Origin of the sequence: Vibrio hyugaensis (assembly GCF_002906655.1) — a bacterium.
Classification (GTDB): domain Bacteria; phylum Pseudomonadota; class Gammaproteobacteria; order Enterobacterales; family Vibrionaceae; genus Vibrio; species Vibrio hyugaensis.
On sequence record NZ_CP025795.1, the window covers coordinates 250,969 to 274,287 of the forward strand.

A 23,319-nucleotide genomic window follows, 5' to 3' on the forward strand; every position below is an offset into this window, starting at 1 on the left:
AGGTAACACATGTCATTTCAAACACTAAAACAAGGCGAAGCCATCCCATTTAACGAATCGTTGACTATCCAACTGATTCAAGGCTCTGATCTACAAGATATTATCAATATGCTGAACGACGATCAGGTCAATCAGTATCTGTTCTTCGCACCTGCTGACAACAGCTTGTTTGAAGGTTTCTTTGGACCAATCATCGAGAGTACGGCACAAGCGATTAAAGACGGAGTTTGGGCGGACAGCCCGACGTTCGTCATTCGCGATCACCTAGGCAAGTACATGGGGATGTGCGCCGTCACATCTGTGATGTTCTTAGCGGGTAACTACGAAGTAGGCTATCAACTGCCAGTTTGTGCTTGGGGTAAAGGTGTTGCAACCCGTGCTTGCCAAATGATGACGGAGATTGGATTTACCGAGCTAAACGCACATAAAGTTAGTGCTGATTGCTACGGGTCTAATGCTGGGTCTTACAAGACTCTTGAGAAAAATGGCTTTACTCAAGAAGGCCGTCAGAAAGACTATTACAAGCTAGAGCAAGGCTTTGACGACAAGCTTTACTACGGTATGACCGCAGAGCAGTTTGCGTCTTTCAATCGCTAAGCGGCCGCTTAACGAAATCACTCAGCATAGTGGCTAACAAAAAGGCCGTTAACCCCAATACTCGGGTTAACGGCCTTTTCTATATTCAGCACTGAACGACAAAGATTTAGTTGCCTTGGTTTTGGTTTTGGCTTTGAAGCTTCTCTTTTGCTTCTTCAACCTTTGAGAAATCCAATCCCAGCTCATCTACGGCTTCTTTGATTAGCGCAGGGTTTTGCATCACTTGCGCCATCAGCATTTGCAGTTTGTCTTGTGGCAAACCTAGTTGGCTGATTGTTGCCATTGCCGCTAGAGGGTTTTGCGTCAGAGTCTGAAAAATCTCGTTGATTTGTTCGTCGCTGATATTGTTCTCTTTCAGCAGCGCAATAATCGGGTTCATCGCATTTCCTTTTAATCACAGAATGAAATAGAACCCGAGTTTATCATTTGGCTGAGCTTGGTTGAACTAGGAACTGCTTACCAAGGAAGCAGTTAGCTCCATTGCGCGTTTTCGGTAGTTGAATAACATGCTCAAACTGATCACCGCGGTGAGAGTTTCTGCGAAGAGAATGCTCGCCCAAATGCCGTCTTGCGGGAAGAACTTAGGCAGTAGCAAAACACCTATAGCAACAAATACAAATCCTCGGCTCAATGAAATCAGCGTCGCCTGCTTTGGCTTGGCAATCGCTTGGAACAGGTTGGCAATCACCATGTTCAACCCCATCAGCGGCACACCGAAGAAGTAGAACGTCAGTGCACTTGCCGCAATCGGGATTAAGTCGTTCGCGTTACCTAAGTAAATCGCCGCAATCAATGGTGCTAACAACCAGATGCCTAGAAGGAATACAGTGCCACTGCCCATGGCTGCTTTTATTCCCAGTTTTAGAATCTCATCAATGCGTTCTGGGCGACCCGCACCATGGTTAAAGCTGATGATTGGCTGACAAGCTTGCGCGATGCCGACCATCACAAACAGTGCAAACACACCCACGTTAGTGGTTAAGCCGTAGGCAATGATGTGGCTCTCACCAAACTGCGATAGCAACACGTAGTTAAACAACACGATAGTCATCGCCGAGGTTACTTCGATAAAGAAGGTTGGTGTGCCGATGCTCAAAATCTCTTTGGTTTTGCTCAAACCAATACCTTTTAGGCTGAGCTGCAACGAGCCTTTCTTACGCACGAAGTGGGCCAACAGAATCAGCGCAATGACTGCTTGAGCTATGGCTGTTCCGTAGGCCGCACCTTTCATTCCCATGTTCATTTCAATGATGAACAGGTAATCAAATGCAAGGTTGGTAATTGCACCAATTGACATCGCATAGGTCGCTAATTTGGGGTTGGTGTCGTTGCGCACGAAACAAGAGAGTACCCAAGCAAGCGAGTAAAGAACAAAGAAGGGCAGCAGCACAATGAGGTAATCATGAGCAAGCTGAGCCAAGTTGCCTGACGCCCCCATAAAGGCAATCAGTTCATCTAACCAAATCAGTGCGAAAACCACTGTGAATGTTGATAACAGAGTGGTAATCAACATGGATTGGCTGAACCACACCTGACTGGACTCGGTGTTGCCTTTGCCAATTTCTATCGACATTTTCGCTGCGCCACCAATACCGACCATCATCGCAATGGCGGTAAAAATGGAGAACGGTGGGATAATCAGGGCGATAGCGCCAAGACCATCCGGGCCGACACCCAAGCCAATAAATAGGGCATCCCCCATGATGAAAAGTGATTTGATCACCATTCCTGTGAGAGCTGGCCATAGATACTGATAAAAGGATTTTGAAATGGGATCAGTTTTTAGATTGATAGCCATGGAATAGAATAATACCCGAATGTGGTGAATTTATGTTCAGGTATTATCAGTACATCCAAGGCGTACGAAAAGGGATTATCCGCTTATAATGTTGTACTATCTACACATCTGAGTCGAAACTCGGCAGGTGATTCACTCATCTGTTTACGATAGAAACGGCTAAAATAGGCCGGATCCTCAAAACCTAATTCAAGGGCGATGGTTTTAATAGTTTTAACAGAAAAAACCAGATCGCGATTGGCTTCGAGCATGATGCGGTCATGAATCAGTTGGGTAACGGTTTTGCCTCGCTCAGCTTTGACGATCTCGTTAAGGCGCTTGCTGGTTAGCGCGAGCTTCGACGCATAGAACTGGCACTTTTTCTCTTCTTTGTAATGCAGGTCGATAAGCTCAACCAATTGCCCAACACGTGTATCGCGCTGTTCGCCTTTCTCGCTTGATGCTTTGGCGTAACGTAGTAAATAACGTAAAAAGCAGTTGATGAGTGACTCCACCAAGCCCCAATCACACTCCTTTTCGCCACGTTCACATTCTTCTCTGATCATATTGAACAGAGGCTCTAAGTACGGAATGCCTTCTTCACTGCAATCAATGTAAGGAGGACGGTTGCTGTGAGTAGCAAAGACGCTTTCGACCAGTTGTGTACTGCGTTTGTTGGTTTCAACAAAGCCGGGTACAAACACCAGCAAGCGGACATTGTTGCCCATAAACTCAGACAGGTGCACCTGGCCCGGTGCAATGGTGAATAAGCGATTGGTGCGGTTTTCGTATTCAACGAAATCGATGCTTTGCGTGCCTTTGTCTTCTTTACACCAAACCAATTCCCAATATTCGTGGCGATGAGGCTCAAGAAAGGGATCGTCTTGATCGTGAGAAACTTCAATCGCTCGACACGGTTCACCTAAATTGAGTCGTACTTGTCGGATTGGCAGAATCATATCGCTCATGATGGCATCCAATAGCTCTTAGTGGTGATGATGCCATCATTATGAATCGAATAATCAAGATTGTGCACGCTTTTCTCTTGCTTAATAGCCTGTAAGCTCCATGTAGCCAGTACCTGAATGTGAACCTTCAATACTTACTGGTCCTTCCCAGTACGGCACGGACAGTGGCATTTTTGCATTGGGATTGAATGCTGAAACCGTGACTTCAATTCGCTGAGCAGGAATAGAGACTAGCCATTCGGTTGGGTAATCTCTGCCTTCGATTTGGGTTTGCTTCGTTGGTTTTAAGCGAATTTCATTTTGCTCAATCTTGATTCCCTCGCCATCTTTTTGCATCAATCGTGCGTGCGAATAGTTGGCCTGTCCGGTTTTGGAATCCCGCAATTGGAACACCACCAAGCTGGTTTCGTCACTCAACCTTAAGGCAAACCAGTCCCAGCCTTGTTGTGAATCGAGTAAGAATTGAGAGCTCCACTCTCGGTCTATCCAACCTTTGCCCGACACTTGATGGGTTTCGCCGTCGATCGTGACTTCACCGGAGACATCAATAAACGGTTGGCTGTAGTAATACGAAGCCACCTGACCATTGGCACTTTTGGTGCTGTAACCTTGCTCGCCTTGCTTTTGATAAGGCGCGTTGCTGGTAAGAGTCAGCGAATAGCCAAACTGTTCGGAGTTCGCATTCAATGTAGCAGGGAACAGATCGTTGGTTGAAGAAGTCCACTGCCAATCATCGAGGTAAACCCGAAATGGAGAAGTATCAACACCTGCTAGAGAGACTTGGTCACGTGACCATTTTTCATCGGCGTAATGTTTATCGGTTGTAGTGACTGCGCTGTGCGCCATATAGATTTGCTGAGTTTGCCAATCGGTTTTCTTCACGTCATCTTCGGCCGTTGGCGGCGCAGCAGCAAAGCGAAATTGTGTCCATTGAACGCCAAGTGGATTGCCATCTTCATCAATTAAGTTAGCGGTTAAGTACCACCATTCATGACGAAAATTCGGGTGCGCTTGATGGTCTGCTGGGAAAGTGAGTTCAACTCCTTTAACTACAGGCGTGAACAACGGATTATCGGCCTGAGTTTCATTGCCGTCGATTTGATTTCCGACCTTTCTATCTCCGCCAAGTAATGCGCCCATACTTTGCTGTTTTGGTTGGGACTCTTTGCAGCCAGCAAGGACTAAAATACTGAGTGCGAGAGCGGAAGTTTGAATGAGTGGATTCATCACAGCACCTCGCTTTGCAGACTGGACACGACTGGTTTGCTGACCAATCGCCACAGAGGAATTAAGGTTGCAATCACCGCCACCAAGATGGTGATCGCCGCAATGCTCAGCGCATCACTCCAATTCCACAGATAATTTAGGCTCCAACCAAAAGCGCGCAGGGTGACAATATCTGTAAGCACATAACCCACCATGGCACCGAGCGGTACGGCGATAACCAGAGTAAAGCTGACCAAAGCGACGATCTGTCCTACCACCATTGCCATCAATTTACGGCGACTGACGCCAAGGGCATATAGCCTTGCAATGGCGGCTTTTCGCGCGTCGAGCAACATGAAACAAGCGCTGAACAAACCAATCACGGCGACCATCAACGTCACGCCGTTGAGCGCGCGCGTAATGGCGAAGGTTTGCGAGAATATATCCAACGCGATGGATTTGATTTGCGCCTGATCGTAGAGCTGACTTGGATGCAGATTCAGTTGCTCGCGCAGTTGGTCGTATACGATTTGTGGGTCCCCCGAGACTTTAATGCCGAGGCTTGTCGGCAGGTCGGTAAAGCCACTCTCTTGCCATAATTTTGGTGCCAATAACACTTCACCATTGGGTGAGCCGTAATCATGGAATATCGCACCCACAAGCAGGTTCTTATTTGGAATTGCATCAAGCTTAAGCTCGCTACCCAGTGATAAACCCAGTTTGACCGCGGTTGGTTCACTGATGGCGACTAACTCACCTTGGTAAAAGCGTTGCCAGAAGTTTTCCAAATGCGAATTGAACACCATGGTTTGTTCTAAGGTGTCTTTGTCTTTGGTACCAAGCAAAATCGGTAAGCCTTGCAAGTTATCATCGACGTAGTATTGCTTGTAAACGGTCTCTACGTTATCGAACTGTTCTAGAGCGCGTTCAACATTGGCAATTTCACCTTGAGCAGGACTGACATAAATATCCGCATGCAACCTTTGTTCGAGCCACTGTTTGAGTGTCGATTCAAAGCTGCCAACTAAAGTATTCATCCCCATATTGGCAGTCACCGCGAGAAGTAACGCCATCATGGCGAGTGAAAGAGGCGAGATCAGTTCGCGCAGCTCAGCAAACAAGTATTGGAGTAACCCAGATTTGGTGCGTTGCTCGCTCCAATGGGCTAATACGCTGAGTGTTTTCGGGAGATACAAAGGAATCGACACCATGAGTATGCCGAGCCACGCCATGGTGAAGCGATGATGCTCACTCAGCCATAACCCTGCGAGCGCGAGAGCCGTCAACACAATGCCAATAACGAACAGTTGGTTCTCGTTGGACCTTTCTGGCGCTTGATAAAAGCCGCCATGAGAAGAGAGGGGTTGTCGCACTCGCTGCTCAAAGTGCTGCCAACAAGCAAGCAAAGTTGCGGCTAAGGTGAGTAACAGAGCTTGTGCCCACCATTGCCACTGCCATGTTTCGGGAAGCAAGGTCGCGCCGTAAAGCTGTTCCAGTGTTAGGGCAACGGTAGGGTGCAGCCAGTGACTCAGTTGCATTCCTAGTACAAAACCAAGGGAAGCCCCAAGCGTGACCAAAATGGTTAATTCGATTAATAGAGCAGAAAAGACGACTACGGGGGCAATGCCCGCTTGCTGGATTTGTACCAATAGTCGATTTCGTTTGAGCAGGCTGTATTTGACGCCGTTGTAAGCGATGAAAAGCCCAACTAAAAATGCGAGCAGACTCATCGCAGTGAGGTTGAGGTGGAAGCTGTCGGTTAACGAACCAAGATCGGTGCTTTGGTTGTTGGCTATCCATTGCCCCTGCTTCCCAACCAAGTGTTGCCATTGGGTCCGAGAATCAAGGTCGGCATCAAAGATGGCAATGTAACTAAGCTGGTCTTGTTTGTTGAGTAACTGCTGCGCGAAGCCAATATCCATCAACATGCGGCTACCTAGCTGCCATTCATCGGGCAATACAATGACCTTAGTTTTGATATCGTCCAGAGTCAGTGTGTCTATTTCTCCGAGATTCTGGTGCTGTGATTGGCTTATCATCACAATGGGGTCACCTGCCAAAAGTTCAGGCAGAGGTAACGCGCTATCGAATAAAGAAACGTCTTGCTCATTATCGGTCGAGTAACGAGCTCGTGAAGTGAGCGCTGCAATCAGTTCACTGCCTTGCACCGACCATCGACGACCTTGTTCATCTCTCACTCGCCCTTCAATGACAGGCAGCGCCGCGCTCAAACCGTTTTGTCTGAGGGTGAAGTAGAGTGACTCAGGTAAGTCGTTTTGCCCTGCTGGAGGAATGATCAAATCTTGTGCTTGCGCGCTGAGTTGCTTGGTGGATTCTGCATAGCTACGTTTCGCATTGAGGTTGATAGCTTGGACGGCGACAAACAAAGTCACCGCAAGCACGATGCCAATCAGAATGGCAGCAGCTTGAAGGGGCGCTTGCCGATAGTGCGCCGTAAATAAGTTTAGTGTGAGCTTGGTATGCGTGAGCCTAGTTTGCTTCATGGTGCAGCTCTTGGTTTATTTGCCCGAATTCAAGCTGCCCATTCTCCAAACGTAACCGAATCTGCATAAATTCGGCACATTCAGGACTGTGCGTCACTAAAAGCACTGCGGTGTTACCCTGTGTGGTGATTTCACTCAATAGCTTCATCACCTCTAACCCGGCCTTTTGGTCTAGGTTGCCTGTTGGTTCATCGGCAAGCAACAGCTTGGGTTTATGAGCTAATGCGCGTGCGATGGCAACTCTTTGCTGTTGGCCCCCAGATAACGCAGAAACATGCCTATCGAGAAGGGCGTTGATGCCTAATGTATCAACTAGATAATCACACCAGTCATTCCACTTTTGTTGATTCAAATGAAGTGGGAAGGCGATGTTTTGCTTTACGTCCAATGGCGTTAACAAATTGAATTGCTGAAAGATAACGCCGAGCTTTTGATGGCGGAATAGGCTCCATTGTGGATCTTTCCATGCAGCTGCATTATCGCCATCCAACCACAATTGGCCACCGGAAAGCGGTTCAAAGCCAGCAATCACATTGAGTAAGGTACTTTTGCCACAGCCACTTGCACCTGTTAATGCGATGCTCGCTCCACAGGGTAAGGAGAAGTCGACATTTTCCAACACGCGATGGGTCTCTTTGCCATCAACAAAGCTTTTACTGGCACTTTTCAGTGTGACAAGTGGGCTTTCCATTTCCTCTCCTTGTGGTTCAAGTTGTGTCGTTTCTTTTGGCAACTGTCGTTAAGGTAAGTTCTATAAAACTTTAGTCAACAAACTGAAAAAGATAGCGATTTAAAGCGAGTGTTTAATCACTTGTACTTAAAAGAGCCGGAGATAGATTAATAGAAGGAAGGAGATGCAGATATTAAAAAAGCCCGAGTGAGACTCGAGCTTTTGGCGTTTGGTTCAACTTGAACAGCTTACACGTAGTACGCTTCAACTTCGCCTTTTAGTTTGATAAGCATTGGGTTACCGAAACGGTCTTTTGCTTTAGGTGAAGCAATTTTTACCCAACCTTCGCTGATGCAGTACTCTTCTACGTCAGTACGCTCTTGGCCGTTAATACGGATGCCGATTTGGTGTTCGAAGCATTCTTTGATGAAGAATGGGCTACGTGGGTTACCCGCTAGGCGATCTGGTAGAGCTGGTTTAGCTGTATCTGTCATGTTGTGTGACCTTGAAGTCCGTAAAAAAAGTGCGCCATTGTAGTCAGTGCAAGGCGAGTGTTCAAGAATTGTAGCGAGTTTTGCGGAGATTACACGGCAATAAGATGCCATTCCATGAACAAGGCTTAAACGTGACCTGTGATAACTGTAATTTGGTTTGTCGACTTGGTTAAACACTCAATCACTGGTCGCTATCTCACCTTGAAGCATCGCTTGAATGTCTACACTTTGAGCAATGGTGTGTGAAACAAATTCATCGACAATACGGCTTTTGTTGTGTTTACGGAAATAGACCGTTAAAGGTAATTGAATATCGATTTGATTGATTGGTCTGCACACACAACTGCCATCTGCAATAAACTTAATGCATCCCGGAGCGATGGAGATGCCTAATCCAGAAGAGATGGTGGTAACCAAGTGACGCATATTCATCGGATTCCCAACAACATTGGGAGCAAAGCCGTTTTCCCTACAAACTCGAATGATTCTCTCATAAACCCCTAGCCACTCATTGCGATGAAACAGGTGGAGGCTTTCATTGTGGAGGTCATCAATATCGATACGCTTTTTAGAGGCGAGAGAATGATTTCGGGGGAGTAATGCAGTCAAACTGTCTTCGTAGACAAGATAAGAAGAAAAATAACTTTCGTTTAAGTGATGGCTCTCTCGGCTAAAAATGATATCAACTTTATTATCGACTATGGCTTCAATTTGCTCGGCAGGTGTCATCTCATAAAGGCGTAGCTGGACGTTTGGTTGCTTGGAGCGAAAGCGGTTAATTAGCTCCGGAAGGAAAAAAGTGCAAGCCGTAGCGAGATACCCTACCTTAATTTCCTGATGTTCATCAGAATCGATTTGTTTGATCACGGATTTTACTCGCTGATCATTTTCGATGATATGCAGTGCTTCTGGCAGTAATCGTTCTCCTGACGGGGTCAGATCCACCTGATGGGTCGTACGATCAAACAGTTTTGTTTGCAGTTCATTTTCCAGATCGGAAATATGACGAGACACGGTGGGCTGCACCGTGTGAAGTTCTCGAGCGGCGGCTGTGAAGTTCTTTAAGCGCGCTACTGTGACAAAAGTGGTCAGTGTTTTTAGGTCCATCGGGTGCTCATTTTTTCTTTGTATTATTGTTATACATTAATACTATTTCCAACTTTCTTTAAGTCCGTTTAGTTTTGTTTATGGTGTAAGTCTCAGTTGTTTCTAAAACATGTCGACGAGAACGTGTCGAACAGCATGAGATGTGTGTACCTCCCTACAAAAACAGGAAACGGAAAATGGACATCGATGTAATCATAGTTTTAGGATACTTCGCCTTTCTTATCGGGTTAGGTTGGGTGTTTCGCTCTGCCTCGGAGAACACAAGCGAGTACTTTCGCGGTGGCGGTAAGATGCTCTGGTGGATGGTTGGCTCTAGTGCCTTCATGATGGCGCTGAGTGCCATGACATTCACTGGTTTGATGGGCAAAGCATTAACCAGTGGTATGTCAGTAGCGATTGTTTTTTTCGCTAACGCCCTTGGTTATTTTATCAACTATCTATTCTTTGCGGCGAAAGCCAGACAAATGCGCGTGATCAGCCCGATACAAGGTGTACGTTTACGTCTTGGGCGTGTTAATGAACAAGTTTTCACGTGGGCTAACGTTCCCCTTAGCGTGCTACAAGCCGCGATTTGGCTGAATGGCTTAGCCGTTTTCACTAGCGCTGTAATCGGTGTTCCTCTAGAACAAACCATTGTCGGTGCAGGGCTCGTTGTTCTTTTCATTTCTTTGGTTGGTGGCAGTTGGGCGGTTATCGCTTCAGACTTTATGCAGATGATCATCATCACTGTTATGACGTTTATTGCCGCGATGGTTGCCATCTGGAAGTCAGGCGGTGTTGGCAACTTACTTGAAGTTGGTTTACCGACACAGCAACTCATCGGCGAGGGGTACAGCTATTCATATCTATTTGTTGGTTGGTTTATCTGTATTTTTGTTAAGCAGTTTTTTAGCACCAACAACATGGTGGATTCTTATCGATTTATTGCATCAAAAGACACTAAGAATGCTCGAAAAGCTGCACTGTTAGCATGCAGTTTGATGATCATTGGTCCTTTGATGTGGTTCCTACCTGCTTGGTTTGTCGCGGGGAATTATCCGGATACCAGCACTTGGGGGCTTGAAGGTTTAGGCAGCAAAGTTGCAGACGCAACATACTACATGTTCGTTAAGAATGAGATGCCAGTCGGGATGGTTGGATTGATGTTAGCTGCTATGTTCGCTGCAACGATGTCATCGATGGACTCTGCATTAAACCGTAACGCGGGAATTATTTTAAAAAGCGTTTACGAACCTTATTTCTGTAAAGACGCAACAGAAGCCAAATTAATGAATGCGAGCCGAGTACTTACTGCCGCGTTCGGAATCATCATTATCATTTCTGCTCTGTTCCTTACTTCATTGAAGCAATTTGGTCTTTTCGACCTAATGATGCTTGTTGGTACTTTGGTAGGGTTCCCCGTTCTTATTCCATCGATCATGTGTTTCTTCATCAGAAAAACGCCAGATTGGGCTGGTTGGGGCACAATCTTAGTCGGTATGGTGGTCTCATCTATCATTGCGTTTGTCATCACTCCAGAGATGTTGCAAAGCATTCTCGGGCTTGATCAACCTCTATCGGCACGTGAATTTGCGGAAATGAAATCAGTGACGCTGGGCGTGGTTGGTCATATGTCGATTACTTTGCCGTTTTTCGTTCTCTCTCAGTTCTTCTATAAAGGACATGCTCCGGAGCGAGAAGCTGAAGTAAATCGTTTCTTTACCAATGTTGATACTGAAGTCGTGGTTGAAGACAACGCAACAAGCATTGCAATGGACAACAAACAGCGCGATATGCTTGGGAAAATGCTTCTGATTGCAGCGGTGTTCCTTTCGATGTTGGTCCTTATTCCAAACCCAATGTGGGGACGTATGTTGTTTGTGATTGTTGCACTGATCATTGGTGGAATTGGTGGCTTACTTCTCATTGCTTCAAAAAGAGCTAACCGTTCAGTAAATCACGTCTCTGCAACAAATAATGCTTAATTAAAATGGGCTGAATTCGTTCAGCCTTAGGAACTCACTATGTCTGTACAAGAAAAGTTTGGCGGCGAACTCACCGATGAAGAGTTTCGCAAATTCACCTTATATACCACCCAAAGCAACAACAAGCAGGATGATGAAGCTCGTGCTCAAATTCTTGGTTTCACGAATGAAAACGTGCGTATTGCGCCGGGAGCCATCGTTCGTATTGGTGAGAACCAGATAGGTCCACGCAGCTATATTGGTTTGTACAGCTACATCAATGGTGACGTCGTCATTGGCGAAGATGTCGCGATTGGTCCGCACGTCTCTATTGTTGCTGGCAACCATGTGTTTGACCCAGTGACGAATTGTTTCAGTGGGCGCAGTTGCTGGGAGGCGGGGAAAGTTGTCATTCAAAGAGGAGTATGGCTTACCACTGGTGTTGTTATTACACCTGGAACGACAGTCGGTGAATGCGCACTTGTCTGTGCAAATTCCGTGGTTACTTCAGATATCCCTCCCTATGCGATAGTTGCTGGTACGCCAGCTAAACAGGTTGGTCGCATTGACCCTGAGTCAGGCCAATATCACTGGTTTAATAAGGAGTAAGCAATAAATGTTACCCCTAACAAGAAAGCATGACTTTCAGTTATTTACGTCACCAACAAAGCACTCTGTTGTGGTAAACCCGCCAAGTTTTAATTGGCCACATGAGCGTTATGAAGCACTGTATCGCATTGAATTAGAGGCCGTGGACCAGAAAAAATCATGGTCTTGGGAGCGTGTCCAGTCTCCGATGCAGTTGGACTTTCCTCTTGAACAGGGCAACTACCGTTGGCGAGTAAAGTGTGAGCAAAGTGGCGAGTTCTCTCTCTGGAACGAGTTCTCTATTGAAGCGGAGACCGAGGCGTACTTAGCACCATCGGCGAAAGAGTTGTTCGCTTTATGTGATGGGCATGACCAGTTCTTACTCTATTTTGATGCGGATATCCCCGTGATACAAAATGCGTCCTCAGAGTGCAGACGGAAACTTGCTGCAAGTGTTGAAGGCATTGATATTGAAGCCATTCAGTACCCAAATCACTATCGCAGAGGTTTGGAAGAAGGGAAGCGCACAGCCATTGCGAATGTACGTAATTGGATTGACCGGGATTTGATTGCCTTAACGTTACTTTATCGAATTTGGGGTGATGAAACTGCGGGTCATCAAGCTTGTCAGGTGTTACTGCGCCTTGCCGAGTGGAGTCCAGAGGGGCCAGCCTCTTTGCTTCGCCCTTGCACATGGGGAGATGAGGTCGGTTTGTCTTTGGCGAGAAACCTATATCTTGCTTACCACTGGCTGACGCCTTTATTGACAGAGGAAGAACGCGATTTTGTTCGTCCGTTATTGGTTCGTTTAGCGTTTCAAATGGAAGAAAGGTTAGAACAAGATCAATTTAAGCAATTTCCTGGGCACTCTCATACATCAAGACTTCCAGCGTACTTAGGTATCGCTGCTCTTACTTTGCATAAAGAGTTTGATATCACCACATGTGAACGTTGGTTGAATTACGCATTGATGATTTATCGAGGTGTCTTGCCATTTTATGGAGGCGAAGATGGCAGTTGGGTAGAAGGGCCATTCTATTCGTCGTCTTACACCAAGTGGCATCATCCGTTCTTTTTAGCAGTGGAACGTTTGAGCGGATTCTCTTTCTACAATCATCCGTTTTACAAAAACTACGTCAAATTTGCGATGGATTTTGTCGCAACTCAAGAACGTATTCACCCATTTGGGGACGGCTTTTGGTGTCAACGTGAAGGTAAAGAGTGGCCGGGCTTCTTTGCTCAGAATCCATTGCGTATTTACGCACAACGCTACGGCGATCAGGCCGCGCGTCATTTGGACAATGTGTTAGAGGATGACATCCAGTCTTACAAACTGCATTTACTAGATGTTGTACCGACAATACCGCAGTTAAACCATCGGGAGATGACTGATGGCGTCGACGAATGTTCGAGTGACTTAGCGCATATTTACTACTCGTATGCTGGCCTTGGTAAGTTGTCGAAAAGCAAGATGGCTTTGTATTACCGCGCGAGTCAATTTGGCAATAGCTCACACCGTCATGCTGACCAAGGTAACTTTGCTTTGGTCGACCGTGGACAAAATATCTTAACGCCAAGTGGTAGTTATGGTTATCGATTCGGTAGCCAACATCACAGTTTGTGGACTCGGACCACTCAAGCGCACAACTTACCTTTGGTTGCTGGAATGGGACAAAAGCTGGATTGCCCTTCTGGTGTTGCTCAGTTAATCAAGCAGCAAAACGACGCTGACTTCAACTACGTTGTTCTTGATTTAACCGAGGCTTATGTGGGCTGCAAACATTACTGGCGAACGCTTGTTCAAGTCGCAGACAAAGGAATGGTGGTTTTTGATGATTTAGAGCTAACTGAGGCTAGAGATGTTCAATGGCGTCTGCATACCCCGAGCCAAGTCGAGTTTGGGACTGATACTACTCGACTTCTTCAAGGCAATCTTGAGTACACACTTCAGGTTACTGGAGAGGAATTGAGCAGCCCTCAGTTTGTTCCTGAAATCAATGACGCTGATGGTTTTTATGGTGATGTGGAATCGGATGCTCAGAAGCAAATTAACCATCTTGAATGGAAGTTACCGGCACGTTTGACTCATCGTGTACTTATGAGTTGTGTAAAAGAAGTGGACTTGATTTGTCATCTTGATGAAGAGGGGGCTGCTATCGAGTGGAATGGTTTGCTTCTTCGTCTAGGAACCAAGGAACGTCTTCTTCAACCTCAGTGATATCCCAAATCCGCTGCAACTTTATCGTGGCGGATTTTTAATATAACGATAAAGAGAAACAACAATGCATATTACTTCTAAAACCCTACTAGCGTTGACCATTTCGGCGATTTCTTCTCATGCGATGGCGCAACTTGATCCAAGTAAAGCACCATCTGAAAACTTTGATTTGTCCAAATGGAAAATAGTGATACCGATGGAAGACACGAAACCTGAGCGTAAAGGTAAAGTGATGGAAATCTCTAAAACCGAGTTGAATGAAGGCTACCAACATGCGCCATGGTTTTATACCGATAAAGAGAGTGGTGCAATGGTATTTGCGGCGCCGAATAAAGCGATGACGACACCGAATTCGAGCAATGCTCGATCAGAGCTTCATGCTCTAATTTCAGATAATGCGTCGATTGATCCTTATGAACCTGCGAATAATTTTGTTCTTGCTTCGCACCCCGATGCTGAGCAGTTTGGTGCAATTGGTGGAAAAATGAGTGCGAAGCTCGCCGTCGACCATGTCAGCCAAAGCGGTGACCATCGTCATAATGATTCTTTCTCTGTTGTCATTGGGCAGATTCATGCAGGAACGAATGAACCTCTTAAAATCTTTTACCGCAAATTACCAGATCAAGAATATGGGTCGGTTTATTGGAATTATGAAAATAACGCATTAGGAGATGATTACCACCGCCGTTTAGATATTTCTCACAACGTTTTCGGCAAAGCCAAAATTCGATTTGGTGAGCCAGAACCTACAGATGGAATCAAACTCGGAGAGAAGTTCTCTTACGATATCCAAGTCGATGGTGATGTTATGTATCTCGAGTTCACGAAAAACTTGGAGAGCAAAGCGCCTATCACTCGTTCCTTTGCGATTGACCTAGCGAAAGGACATTACCTCGGTAATAAGTACGACGCTGGATATAAAAATGAATGGTTCTTCTTCAAAGCGGGTGCATACAATCAATGCAATACGGGTGTAGTGCGTTGTAAGAACGAAGGGATTGAGGCAGGGGACTATACTCAGGTTAGTTTCTACCAACTCGATCTTGAGCACTAAGCAAGAACCTTAATATCACGATGTTAAGGTTGTTAAGCCATTGCTCTGTATTGAGGGTAAAAAATCAGCAGCCAGTAATGTCAGTGAAACTAAGGTGACCGATATTATGAAAACAGAAAGATACCGCCAATTCCGGCGGTATCTTTAATGCTCATTCAGGTTATTTCTATCAGGCTTTGCTTACGAGCAACTGCCAACTAACGTCCAACCTGCGTATGGATCGGCAGGGGTGAGCGTGGAATCTGTCCAACGATCTGCTTTATATAAGTTACCTTGATAAGTGACTTGTTCCCCTGGTTGATATTGTCTTTGCTCGAACTCTGGAACATCGGCACAAATCCCGTCACCGCCGCTGCTGTTGTCACCAACGACTTTCAGTGTGGTGGAATCTGTGGCACTTAACTCGCCATCTGAAACATCCAGCGAAATCGAGAAAGTTAAATCAGGATCGGTCACCGGCGCAGTCACAACCAAGGTGTCGCTGTTGGTATCGCCAACAACGGTTAACTCTGCTGGAACCGTCCATTGGTAGCTGATCACATCACCATCAGGGTCGGCCGCATCGGCCGTGATTGTCACGCTTTCACCACTGTTGACTTGAAAACTCGAAGTGAGTGACACGGTTGGAGTGTGGTTGTCGACAGGTGGTTTATCGCCACCATCTCCGCCCCAGATTGAACCATCACAATCGTTACCAACCAAACAAGCGGGGTTCTGGGCGTAAGCATCAACTTTGTTATCTAGCCAACCATTGTCGGTGCCGTTAGAACCGATGGAAACAACCGCCGTGGTAGAACCTCCACCCCACAAGAGTGCAAATACGTTGCTCTTAGGTAAGTTATGCATTGCCACTTGAGACCAATCGTAGCCGTCATCTTTCTCAAGCAGTTCACGTACATTACTTGCGCCGTTGTAGGTTGCTGAGCTGAGCTGTTTGTCGAGCAGACCAGTACGGATGGTGCTGATGTCCGAACCAATTCGCGCATCACCCATAAAGTAAGATCCGCCAGAGGCTTCATGTTCAACATTGATTAGGCTATTGCCTTCTTCTTGCGTTGGCATGTGGCCGCCTGGAATTTGCCAAATCATCGCTGGAGACTCAACGCCGTCACTGATGGTTTTGACATACGATAGATAACGAGTCCAGCTGGTGGCGTTATAAGCGTAATTAGCAATTGCTTCTGAACCAAAACCGTCGCGCTCGTATTTATCGAACACAATGTAATCCGGTTTGTAAGCGCCAGTGTAAACATCAAGTGAGTTGACGAAGTTTGCGACTTCTTGTCCTTTGTCACTCGACGGGTCTTCGGTTTGGTGAATCCAGTTTGCTGAGCCTACCGCCCACAGGTTGATTTGCCAACCGTAGGTAACGTCTTCCGCCAGGCCATTCATGATGAAGTTGAGTGACGCAATGTAGCCTTTTAGCGTGTTCTCGAATTCAGGAACCGCAACAGGTGGTTGATAGCCGTAAGTGGTCTTCATGTAGTCCAATGCGCGAGCGAGTTGAGCATTCACATCTATTGAGCCCGCTTGGTTCAAATCGTCCACATGACTTGGGTTTTTCTGCAATTCACCAAGGAAATCCGGGTTGAGAACGAAAGACATTGGCGAACTGCCATCGCCCGCAGCGTATTCTTGTGCTGCAATAGCTTGGGTAATAAAGGTCGCGTAGTGCATGTAGAGCAGATCGTTATCGACCAAATCAGTCCAACTTGCGCCGCCACTTGCGTTCGCCGTGTAAACCACCATGACAGGCAAAACGTGATGACCAGAAAGCTGGGAGGCGCTTTGTGCGTTTGCGTAAGTATTGTGCAGTGGTAGTTTGTCTTTTTCTAAAATCACACCCGGATCACCAGACCCACTTAACCCCGCGTATTTGAAAATAGCATTGACTTTGGTTGCGCCAATTTCGGTTGTGGTTTGTTCACTGTCATTGGTTACCGTGCCATTTGCTACGTAATCTGGGAAGCCTTTTACTGCAAGGCTCATCGCTTCACGAAACGGTAGCGTAAGCAACAACGGAGCGTCACCTTGTGGCACTGAGACGGACTCATCACCATCATACGCATAGCGGGTTTCGCCAGCGAATACTGAATCGATTTGGACGTCGTATTCGCCTGGCTTAACGTCATCAGGCAAGGTAAATGACGAGCTTGCGATCTCATAGCTGTAGCGGCTTGAGCCATCTTTCGCGACAAGGTTCAGTAAGATTGGCATTGCTTCTTGAGGTAAGTCGACAAGACTAGTTTGTACTGTGCGGAAACCATCAGTCGCGATTGGGTTTTCAACAATGTTTGTGGTTATTTTTGTGGTAGTGTCCTTGTTCACTAATACATCGAGATTGTCGCTCGGTTGGTAAAGCACGTTGTTCACCGTAATTGGTGAGTATGAGAGGTCGTATTTGTGGTCATCAAGTAATTTGTTGATGTCTAGCTCGGCTCCAAATGGCACCACAAGGTTGCGTTCAATCTCATCGCTGCCCGCCATACGGACGGTCGCATCTGTGGTTAGGCTGCCAGAAACATCGTCAAGAGCAGGCATTGTTAGTGCTAGTGTCGCGTAATACACAAAAGCATCATACTGGACATCAACACTTGGCTGCGTGGCATCGCTGTCTACCGTCACCGTTGACGTCGGCGAGGATGCATTCGCAATCCCCATTTCGCTAGACACATCCTGCGCGGTGACTTGGTATTCGCCATCTTTTAGGTGGTCAAGAACAAAGCTACCTCCCCACGGTACAGACACGGTTTCACTGTAGTTTTCGCTTTCAACCAAAACGGAAGCCGCAGTTAGACTGGTGTGTGGAGCATTTGGTGCTTGGAGGGTTATTTTGCCCTGAAGGGCAGGGTCGTTCTTGATGATGACCTTCTCAACATGAACATCACTCTGGTCGATAAAGTCGCCATTGGTCGCGTTTAGGCCGAAGAAAAGTTGAGCCGTTTGACCGTCGTTTAATAGTTGTGACGTACTATCGTGAGTAAATACAAACGTATTAGGTGCTGGGCTACTGACATTAAAAGGTGCGCCCCATGAGCTGTTAACCGTCGCGTCTTTGTCCGAACTTACCCAAATTTCAGCGTCAGCCAAGTCTAATTGTTGACCTGAAACATTCTTCAAATCGACCTGTGCTTGTGAGTACCATTCGCCAACTTGTGGGACCGTTAACGTTGTGGATACCGATTCGCTTTGAGCTGCTATTGCGATGCTGTCTTGTGTCGCCCCAAGTACGTATGTCGGCAATAACAATTGGGAGCTCATCAACGCTGCCGTTACCATTAAACTGATTGTTTTCTTTTTCATGATTGAATCCTCGTCACTCACGCATAAAACGCTAAGTGACTGTCCATGTTGCGTTTTTATTGGTGGGGGATTTCCGGCGGGAGCTTTCAGAACTCAGCAAACAATGCGAAGAAAATAGCAACTCCGTTATCAAACCACTGCCGAAATCACCATTATTTTTTGCTTACATTTAGTTACAAATAAAAGCAAATCACTCAAAAATGGAATACGTATTCAGAAAAAAAACATCGTATGCATCTAGATGTTTATGGGCGGTTAATTTATTGATTTGAGTGAATATTGATTTCAATTATTGATTTCTAGAGTATTTGCTTGAGTTATGGTGTTGGTTGGGAGTGAAGGCATTCGTTAAGTGAATAAAATGGATTGCTAATACGAATAAAAATAAGCGTTTTAGGACAGATTTCATTGTGGCCTGCGGAAGGGAGGGAGATAAAAATGAAGGGACCAAAGTGGTGAATAGCCCCCAATATTTTTACGCTCCTTTGAAGATGTCCTAGTGAATCATTACACTAGGACATCATTTGTAAGCAGAATTGGGCGTGATATTTACTCTGTCACAGGGACAAAAGGTGGCTGCTTCCAGCTATCGCGAATGTTGTCTTTAGGGCCGTAGGTTCTTAAAACCATCCAGAAAGGCCCGTTAGGAGCGGGTAACCAATTGCTTTCTTTATCTTTCCCCGGTGATTTTTTAGAGACGTATATAGTGACTGAGCCATCTTCGTTTTCTTTTAGGCCCGGCGTTGAGCTGCCGATTGAGTAACGATCTATAGGGTTATCAACTAACCAACGCTCAGGTAGTCGGTACATAGTATAAGACCAAAAGTATTTAATTGGTGGAAGCTGCCCTGCCTCAAAAGTGACCGTGTAGTCATGTTTGCTGCCATCCGTAAGATCACCATTAATATCCCGAACTTCGGTAAAATAAACAGATTGCTGTGTTGTATTTCCAAAAATACCCACGTAAACGCCAAGAGCTCGGTTAAGATAGTCGGTACTTATTGTCTCACGATTATTGAAGAAAAGTGCGGGGTCGAAGGATTGCTCTGAGCGTTGCTCTAGCTCTTTGCGAGCATCTGCAATACCCGCTTCAATCGCTTTGAGTGTTTCTGGATCTACGTTTTTAGCTTCCCATTGTTTGTTGGCTTCGATACCTAGACTAGAGAGCTTTTTATACATAGCTTTATCTTCATCGTGTGGGGAAGTAAATTTAAGTAAAAAGCTTGCGTATTCAAAGAACTTCACAGAAGTCTCATCACCTTCAGTCCATTTAGGCCACGTGATTGGTATCGCTGCAGCTCGCGCTTTTTGACCAAGAAACTCACTCAAAGGTTGAAGTTTATATTGGCTTTGAATCTCTTTAACTCGTTTTATGTCTTCTTTTCCACCAAGGACTTGCGTTCGAGTTAGAGTGCCTAAAAAGTCGCTTTCCCCTCGAATTACACGTTTTATTCCTTTAGGTGTTTCCCCTTTCCAAGAAGGAGAGGCGAGTAGATACGAATACCCACTATTTCCATCAATAACAGAACCAGCATTATCTAACACGTAACCCCAAAGGTCATCCCATTGACTGGTATAGAAACGTTCATCTTCGATTTTTGGCGTTGTCAGCACCCAAGGTTCAGAGCGTACATCAACCCACGCGTAAGAGTATGGAGTGTCATTGTTTGGGGTAACAATATCGGTATCTTTTGGAGAGGACAAATCAAGGTGTAGCCATTGACCGAAACTTCCATTTTCGATCGCTTGTGCATACATTGTTCGATAATTCATGACTAGGGGAAAGGTGAAAATATAAGCCTCTTTGGCATTTTCTTGGATCGTTTTGTTATCTATAGATGATTGTGCATAGGTAGGTGATGCTATGCCGAAAAAAAGGCAAAGTGGCACCATCCACTTACCAATATTTAAGAGTAAACTCATAACAAATCATTCCTTAATATTAAGTATATTGAGAGATAGCCCTCATAGCTTTACACGACAATAATGAGTGTTTTTATGAACGAGAACGCCATCAAAGGATAGCTGAAATTTATCGACTCTTCGGATTTGAAAGAAATGAATTTAAGGTATTTAGATAATTACCAAATGGAATTAAGAGGACTTGTTATACCCAAGTAACCCCGAGATACTTGGTTCAGCGAGAATGACTTGGTTTGCAGACGCGGCGAGTATTTGAAGATCTAGTGGTTCTAAATCAAAAATTGGCAACAAAGTATGCGAGCCAAGACCACTCGCCCTTTGGGAGCTTGTCACTGAGCCGCGTTCTTCGTTAAATAAATAGTGTTGTCAAACATCTTGGAAAGAGCTGGCCTTTATACTGTGCTGTTTTCCTTGAACTGAATCAGTGGCAAAGCGCTGGACCCTGCATCTTGAAGTCACTTGGGTATATAGGTGCGATATTTAGTTTAGGCTAGATAAAATTTACTGTCGTTGAACACATCACGTTCACGAGGATCGTTTGATAGAAACATCCACATCTCTTTCATACTTTGTTCGAAGAATTCCTCTTCAAATACCACCATCGAACAATGCTCACCCAGCCCATCAACGAAAGGCTCTAGCGTTTCAAAGCCAATCTCCTCGATGTCTTTAATATCGAGGAAATACAGCTTCTTATCGGTTCTTTGCTCGCTTTCTGTGGGTAATTCGCCTTTACCAAGTGCAAAGAAGTTAAGCTCAACGGTTAAACCCGTACGGTTTTGTTTGAGATCGTAAACCTCTTCGGTTTGCGCCATCACGTTGTAGTTCAAATCATCAAAGTAGGTCAGCGTGTCTTGCTTCATTGGGTGCATAAGTCTTCCATAAATTTTGCAGTTGAATTTGATGAGCTTCGCTTACAAGCCTTTCAAGTATTGAGCGTTTGCCGTCGGGTGAATCGCGGTATTAAGTGCTTCAACATGCTGCTCATTGTGTTCATTAAGCAGAGCGGTAAAGGCATCGATCAATTCAGGTTTGGTCATCGTGACTTTAGTTTCTGTCTGGATGTCGCGTAGGTCGATCAACACGTCAGTTAACAGCTGCGGCAAATCTTGCAGCACTTGTAGGTTCAACACGTTGTGCTCGCTGTAGATCGAGTTGTGACTGCCTTTTTGCTTTTGCACTACGTATGGGTTGTCTTTCAAGTTGATGATTGAAGTACGTTTGTCACAACGCTTCAAACAGCCTTTATTCACCTTAATTTTGCGACAACCCTCGGTTTGTTGGAACAAACACTGGCGACTGGTCAGCAGAGTGTTCGGGTGGTAAATGCTGTAGTAGCTGCGCATGTTGTGCGGGCGCTTAATGTGGCGCATCTGCTTCATGTTCAGCTCGTTAGAGATAAACGCACCGCTTGCGGCGAACTCTTCTTGCAAACATTTGAACGAGTAGGAGTTCACCGTGTTCATCTGCGGACCTGCAACCCAACCTAAACCTAGCGTTTGAGCCAAAATGCCCACACCAGAGTTATTGGTGATTGATAATTCTGGTTTCACTGCTTCTAAGAATGCACGTGCGGCTTGGTAATCGTCACCAATCAAAATCGTGGGGAACCAAGGTTTCAATCTTGGGTTTGCTTGGAACAACTCGATCATCGCATTCAGCTCACCCGCCAATCCCATTGGTAGCTGGAAATACACATCGACATTGCTGTCTTCGCATAGTGCGGTGTCTTCTACTGATGAAATCAGTACGGATAGCTTCGGAGCGCCTTCACGCATATCTGGTTGAGGCAGCGTCGGTAAAGTCGGTACATCAATCGCGCCTTTTAGGCTGCTGCCAGAGGCTTGCGTTGAAGTCACATCAAAATCTTGAGTCTTCTCTGCAACCTTCTCAATGATTGCGGTTTTGTCGTCGTAGAGCTTCTTCTTCACGCCTTGCACATCATCGGCGGATTCGCATTTGTAGATCTTCGAGAAGTGTTTTACGGCGTGATCGCGAGGGTTGTCGATGTACATCGCTTTGCCGAAATCGCCTTGCAAAAACGCATTAGAGAAATCGCGGTTAAATACGGTGTACAACTCTATGGTGTCGTTCGACAGTTCTATGCCGTCACACAAGCGGTCAATCTGTTTACGCCAGTTATCGACCACGGTGTACACGTAGTGAGATTTCTTAATGCGACCTTCCACTTTCAAGGAGTACACCCCAGCATCAGCAAGTGCTTCTAAATCGCCAAATGCAGAGTTGTCTTTCATGTTCAGTGGGTAGTTGTTGCCGGTTTTGGTGGTTTCGTATTGTTCACGACAAGGTTGGCTGCAGCGACCACGGTTACCCGATGCGCCATTGCGTGCCGAGCTGATGTAGCAAATGCCTGAAAAGCCAATGCAGTAAGAGCCGTGAACGAATACTTCCATCATCACGTCATGTTCGCGACCAAATTGAGCCAGATGCTTGATCTCGTTGATGTTCAATTCACGAGAGAGGTTTACGCGGCTAGCCGTTAGCTGATTTAGGAACAAGATTTGCCCTTCATTGTGTGTATTCAATTGTGTTGAAGCATGCACATCTAAATCAGGAAAATGGTTCTTCAGAATGTAGGCAAGGCCAAGGTCTTGAACGATCACGCCGTCGATGGCAGTGGTGTTCAATTGGCTAAGTAAGCGAACAATAGCGGGGATTTCACTCTCCAGAATCAACACGTTCAGAGTCAGGAAGATCTTACAGTTGTGTTGATGCGCTAGCATGAGTACGCCATTTAAGTTATCTAACGTTAAGTTGGTCGCTCGGTTTCGTGCATTAAAGCGGTCAAGTCCGCAGTAAATAGCGTCAGCATCCGCAGCAATGGCCGCTTTGATGGAATCTAAATCGCCGCCCGGGGCTAATAACTCAAATTGATCGCGTGTCACTCGTTTACTCTTACTCAGCTATAAAATAAGCACGTATTCTACGGGGTTCAAAAGTGTGAGC

17 protein-coding genes are annotated in these 23,319 nt (G+C 45.8%); 5 read left to right on the top strand and 12 right to left on the bottom strand.

Annotated features, from left to right (window positions below; translation table 11 throughout):
- The first annotated feature begins 9 nt into the window (after nucleotides 1-9).
- Entirely contained in the window at nucleotides 10-597 is a 588-nt protein-coding gene (locus tag C1S74_RS18415; protein ID WP_045396652.1) for a GNAT family N-acetyltransferase, read from the top strand.
- Nucleotides 598-703: 106 nt separating this feature from the next.
- Here the strand turns inward: C1S74_RS18415 and C1S74_RS18420 are convergent, their stop codons facing one another.
- The 8 genes from C1S74_RS18420 to C1S74_RS18455 form a co-directional block, all read right to left on the bottom strand.
- The gene (locus C1S74_RS18420; RefSeq protein WP_045396654.1) at nucleotides 704-976 is read right to left on the bottom strand and encodes a DUF2999 family protein; all 273 of its coding nucleotides are present in this window, start codon (nucleotides 974-976) and stop codon (nucleotides 704-706) included.
- A gap of 66 nt (nucleotides 977-1,042) precedes the next feature.
- Nucleotides 1,043-2,395, bottom strand: coding sequence for an MATE family efflux transporter (locus C1S74_RS18425; RefSeq protein ID WP_045396656.1), 1,353 nt, complete (start codon nucleotides 2,393-2,395; stop codon nucleotides 1,043-1,045).
- 83 nt (nucleotides 2,396-2,478) lie between these two features.
- Nucleotides 2,479-3,333 (bottom strand): helix-turn-helix domain-containing protein, encoded by an 855-nt coding sequence (locus tag C1S74_RS18430; RefSeq protein WP_045397603.1) that lies wholly within the window; start codon nucleotides 3,331-3,333, stop codon nucleotides 2,479-2,481.
- 90 nt (nucleotides 3,334-3,423) lie between these two features.
- Nucleotides 3,424-4,569: a lipocalin-like domain-containing protein gene (locus C1S74_RS18435; RefSeq protein WP_045396658.1), complete on the bottom strand. Its 1,146-nt coding sequence runs from the start codon at nucleotides 4,567-4,569 to the stop codon at nucleotides 3,424-3,426.
- Entirely contained in the window at nucleotides 4,569-7,052 is a 2,484-nt protein-coding gene (locus C1S74_RS18440; protein WP_045396660.1) for an ABC transporter permease, read from the bottom strand. The genes C1S74_RS18435 and C1S74_RS18440 overlap by 1 nt, the downstream gene beginning before the upstream one ends.
- The gene (locus C1S74_RS18445) at nucleotides 7,039-7,743 is read right to left on the bottom strand and encodes an ABC transporter ATP-binding protein (protein WP_045396663.1); all 705 of its coding nucleotides are present in this window, start codon (nucleotides 7,741-7,743) and stop codon (nucleotides 7,039-7,041) included. Before C1S74_RS18445 ends, C1S74_RS18440 begins: the two co-directional genes overlap by 14 nt.
- Before the next feature lie 227 nt (nucleotides 7,744-7,970).
- Nucleotides 7,971-8,216: a DUF3297 family protein gene (locus C1S74_RS18450; protein WP_005374689.1), complete on the bottom strand. Its 246-nt coding sequence runs from the start codon at nucleotides 8,214-8,216 to the stop codon at nucleotides 7,971-7,973.
- A 177-nt stretch (nucleotides 8,217-8,393) separates the two neighbouring features.
- A complete protein-coding gene (locus C1S74_RS18455) occupies nucleotides 8,394-9,323 on the bottom strand; it encodes a LysR family transcriptional regulator (RefSeq protein WP_045396666.1) in 930 nt (309 codons plus the stop codon).
- A 176-nt stretch (nucleotides 9,324-9,499) separates the two neighbouring features.
- Here C1S74_RS18455 and C1S74_RS18460 point away from each other — a divergent pair, with 176 nt between their 5' ends.
- The 4 genes from C1S74_RS18460 to C1S74_RS18475 all read left to right on the top strand — a co-directional run bounded on the left by C1S74_RS18460 (nucleotide 9,500) and on the right by C1S74_RS18475 (nucleotide 15,126).
- A complete protein-coding gene (locus tag C1S74_RS18460) occupies nucleotides 9,500-11,287 on the top strand; it encodes a sodium:solute symporter family transporter (RefSeq protein ID WP_045396668.1) in 1,788 nt (595 codons plus the stop codon).
- A 39-nt stretch (nucleotides 11,288-11,326) separates the two neighbouring features.
- The gene (locus C1S74_RS18465; protein ID WP_045396670.1) at nucleotides 11,327-11,875 is read left to right on the top strand and encodes an acyltransferase; all 549 of its coding nucleotides are present in this window, start codon (nucleotides 11,327-11,329) and stop codon (nucleotides 11,873-11,875) included.
- Between the two features lie 7 nt (nucleotides 11,876-11,882).
- The gene (locus C1S74_RS18470) at nucleotides 11,883-14,072 is read left to right on the top strand and encodes a heparinase II/III domain-containing protein (protein WP_045396672.1); all 2,190 of its coding nucleotides are present in this window, start codon (nucleotides 11,883-11,885) and stop codon (nucleotides 14,070-14,072) included.
- A 64-nt stretch (nucleotides 14,073-14,136) separates the two neighbouring features.
- On the top strand, nucleotides 14,137-15,126 hold the full coding sequence (locus C1S74_RS18475; protein ID WP_045396675.1) for a polysaccharide lyase family 7 protein: 990 nt from the start codon (nucleotides 14,137-14,139) through the stop codon (nucleotides 15,124-15,126).
- A gap of 180 nt (nucleotides 15,127-15,306) precedes the next feature.
- On the opposite strand, the gene C1S74_RS18480 is transcribed toward C1S74_RS18475, so the two are convergent.
- The 4 genes from C1S74_RS18480 to C1S74_RS18495 all read right to left on the bottom strand — a co-directional run bounded on the left by C1S74_RS18480 (nucleotide 15,307) and on the right by C1S74_RS18495 (nucleotide 23,258).
- A complete protein-coding gene (locus C1S74_RS18480) occupies nucleotides 15,307-18,429 on the bottom strand; it encodes a hydrogenase expression protein (RefSeq protein ID WP_045396677.1) in 3,123 nt (1,040 codons plus the stop codon).
- 549 nt (nucleotides 18,430-18,978) lie between these two features.
- Nucleotides 18,979-20,352 (bottom strand): DUF1254 domain-containing protein, encoded by a 1,374-nt coding sequence (locus tag C1S74_RS18485; RefSeq protein ID WP_208624117.1) that lies wholly within the window; start codon nucleotides 20,350-20,352, stop codon nucleotides 18,979-18,981.
- 485 nt (nucleotides 20,353-20,837) lie between these two features.
- Complete coding sequence (locus C1S74_RS18490) at nucleotides 20,838-21,224, bottom strand: hypothetical protein (protein ID WP_045396679.1); 387 nt, start codon at nucleotides 21,222-21,224, stop codon at nucleotides 20,838-20,840.
- Nucleotides 21,225-21,266: 42 nt separating this feature from the next.
- Nucleotides 21,267-23,258, bottom strand: a complete 1,992-nt coding sequence (locus C1S74_RS18495; protein WP_045396681.1) for a peptidase U32 family protein — start codon at nucleotides 23,256-23,258, stop codon at nucleotides 21,267-21,269.
- Nucleotides 23,259-23,319 lie beyond the last annotated feature (61 nt).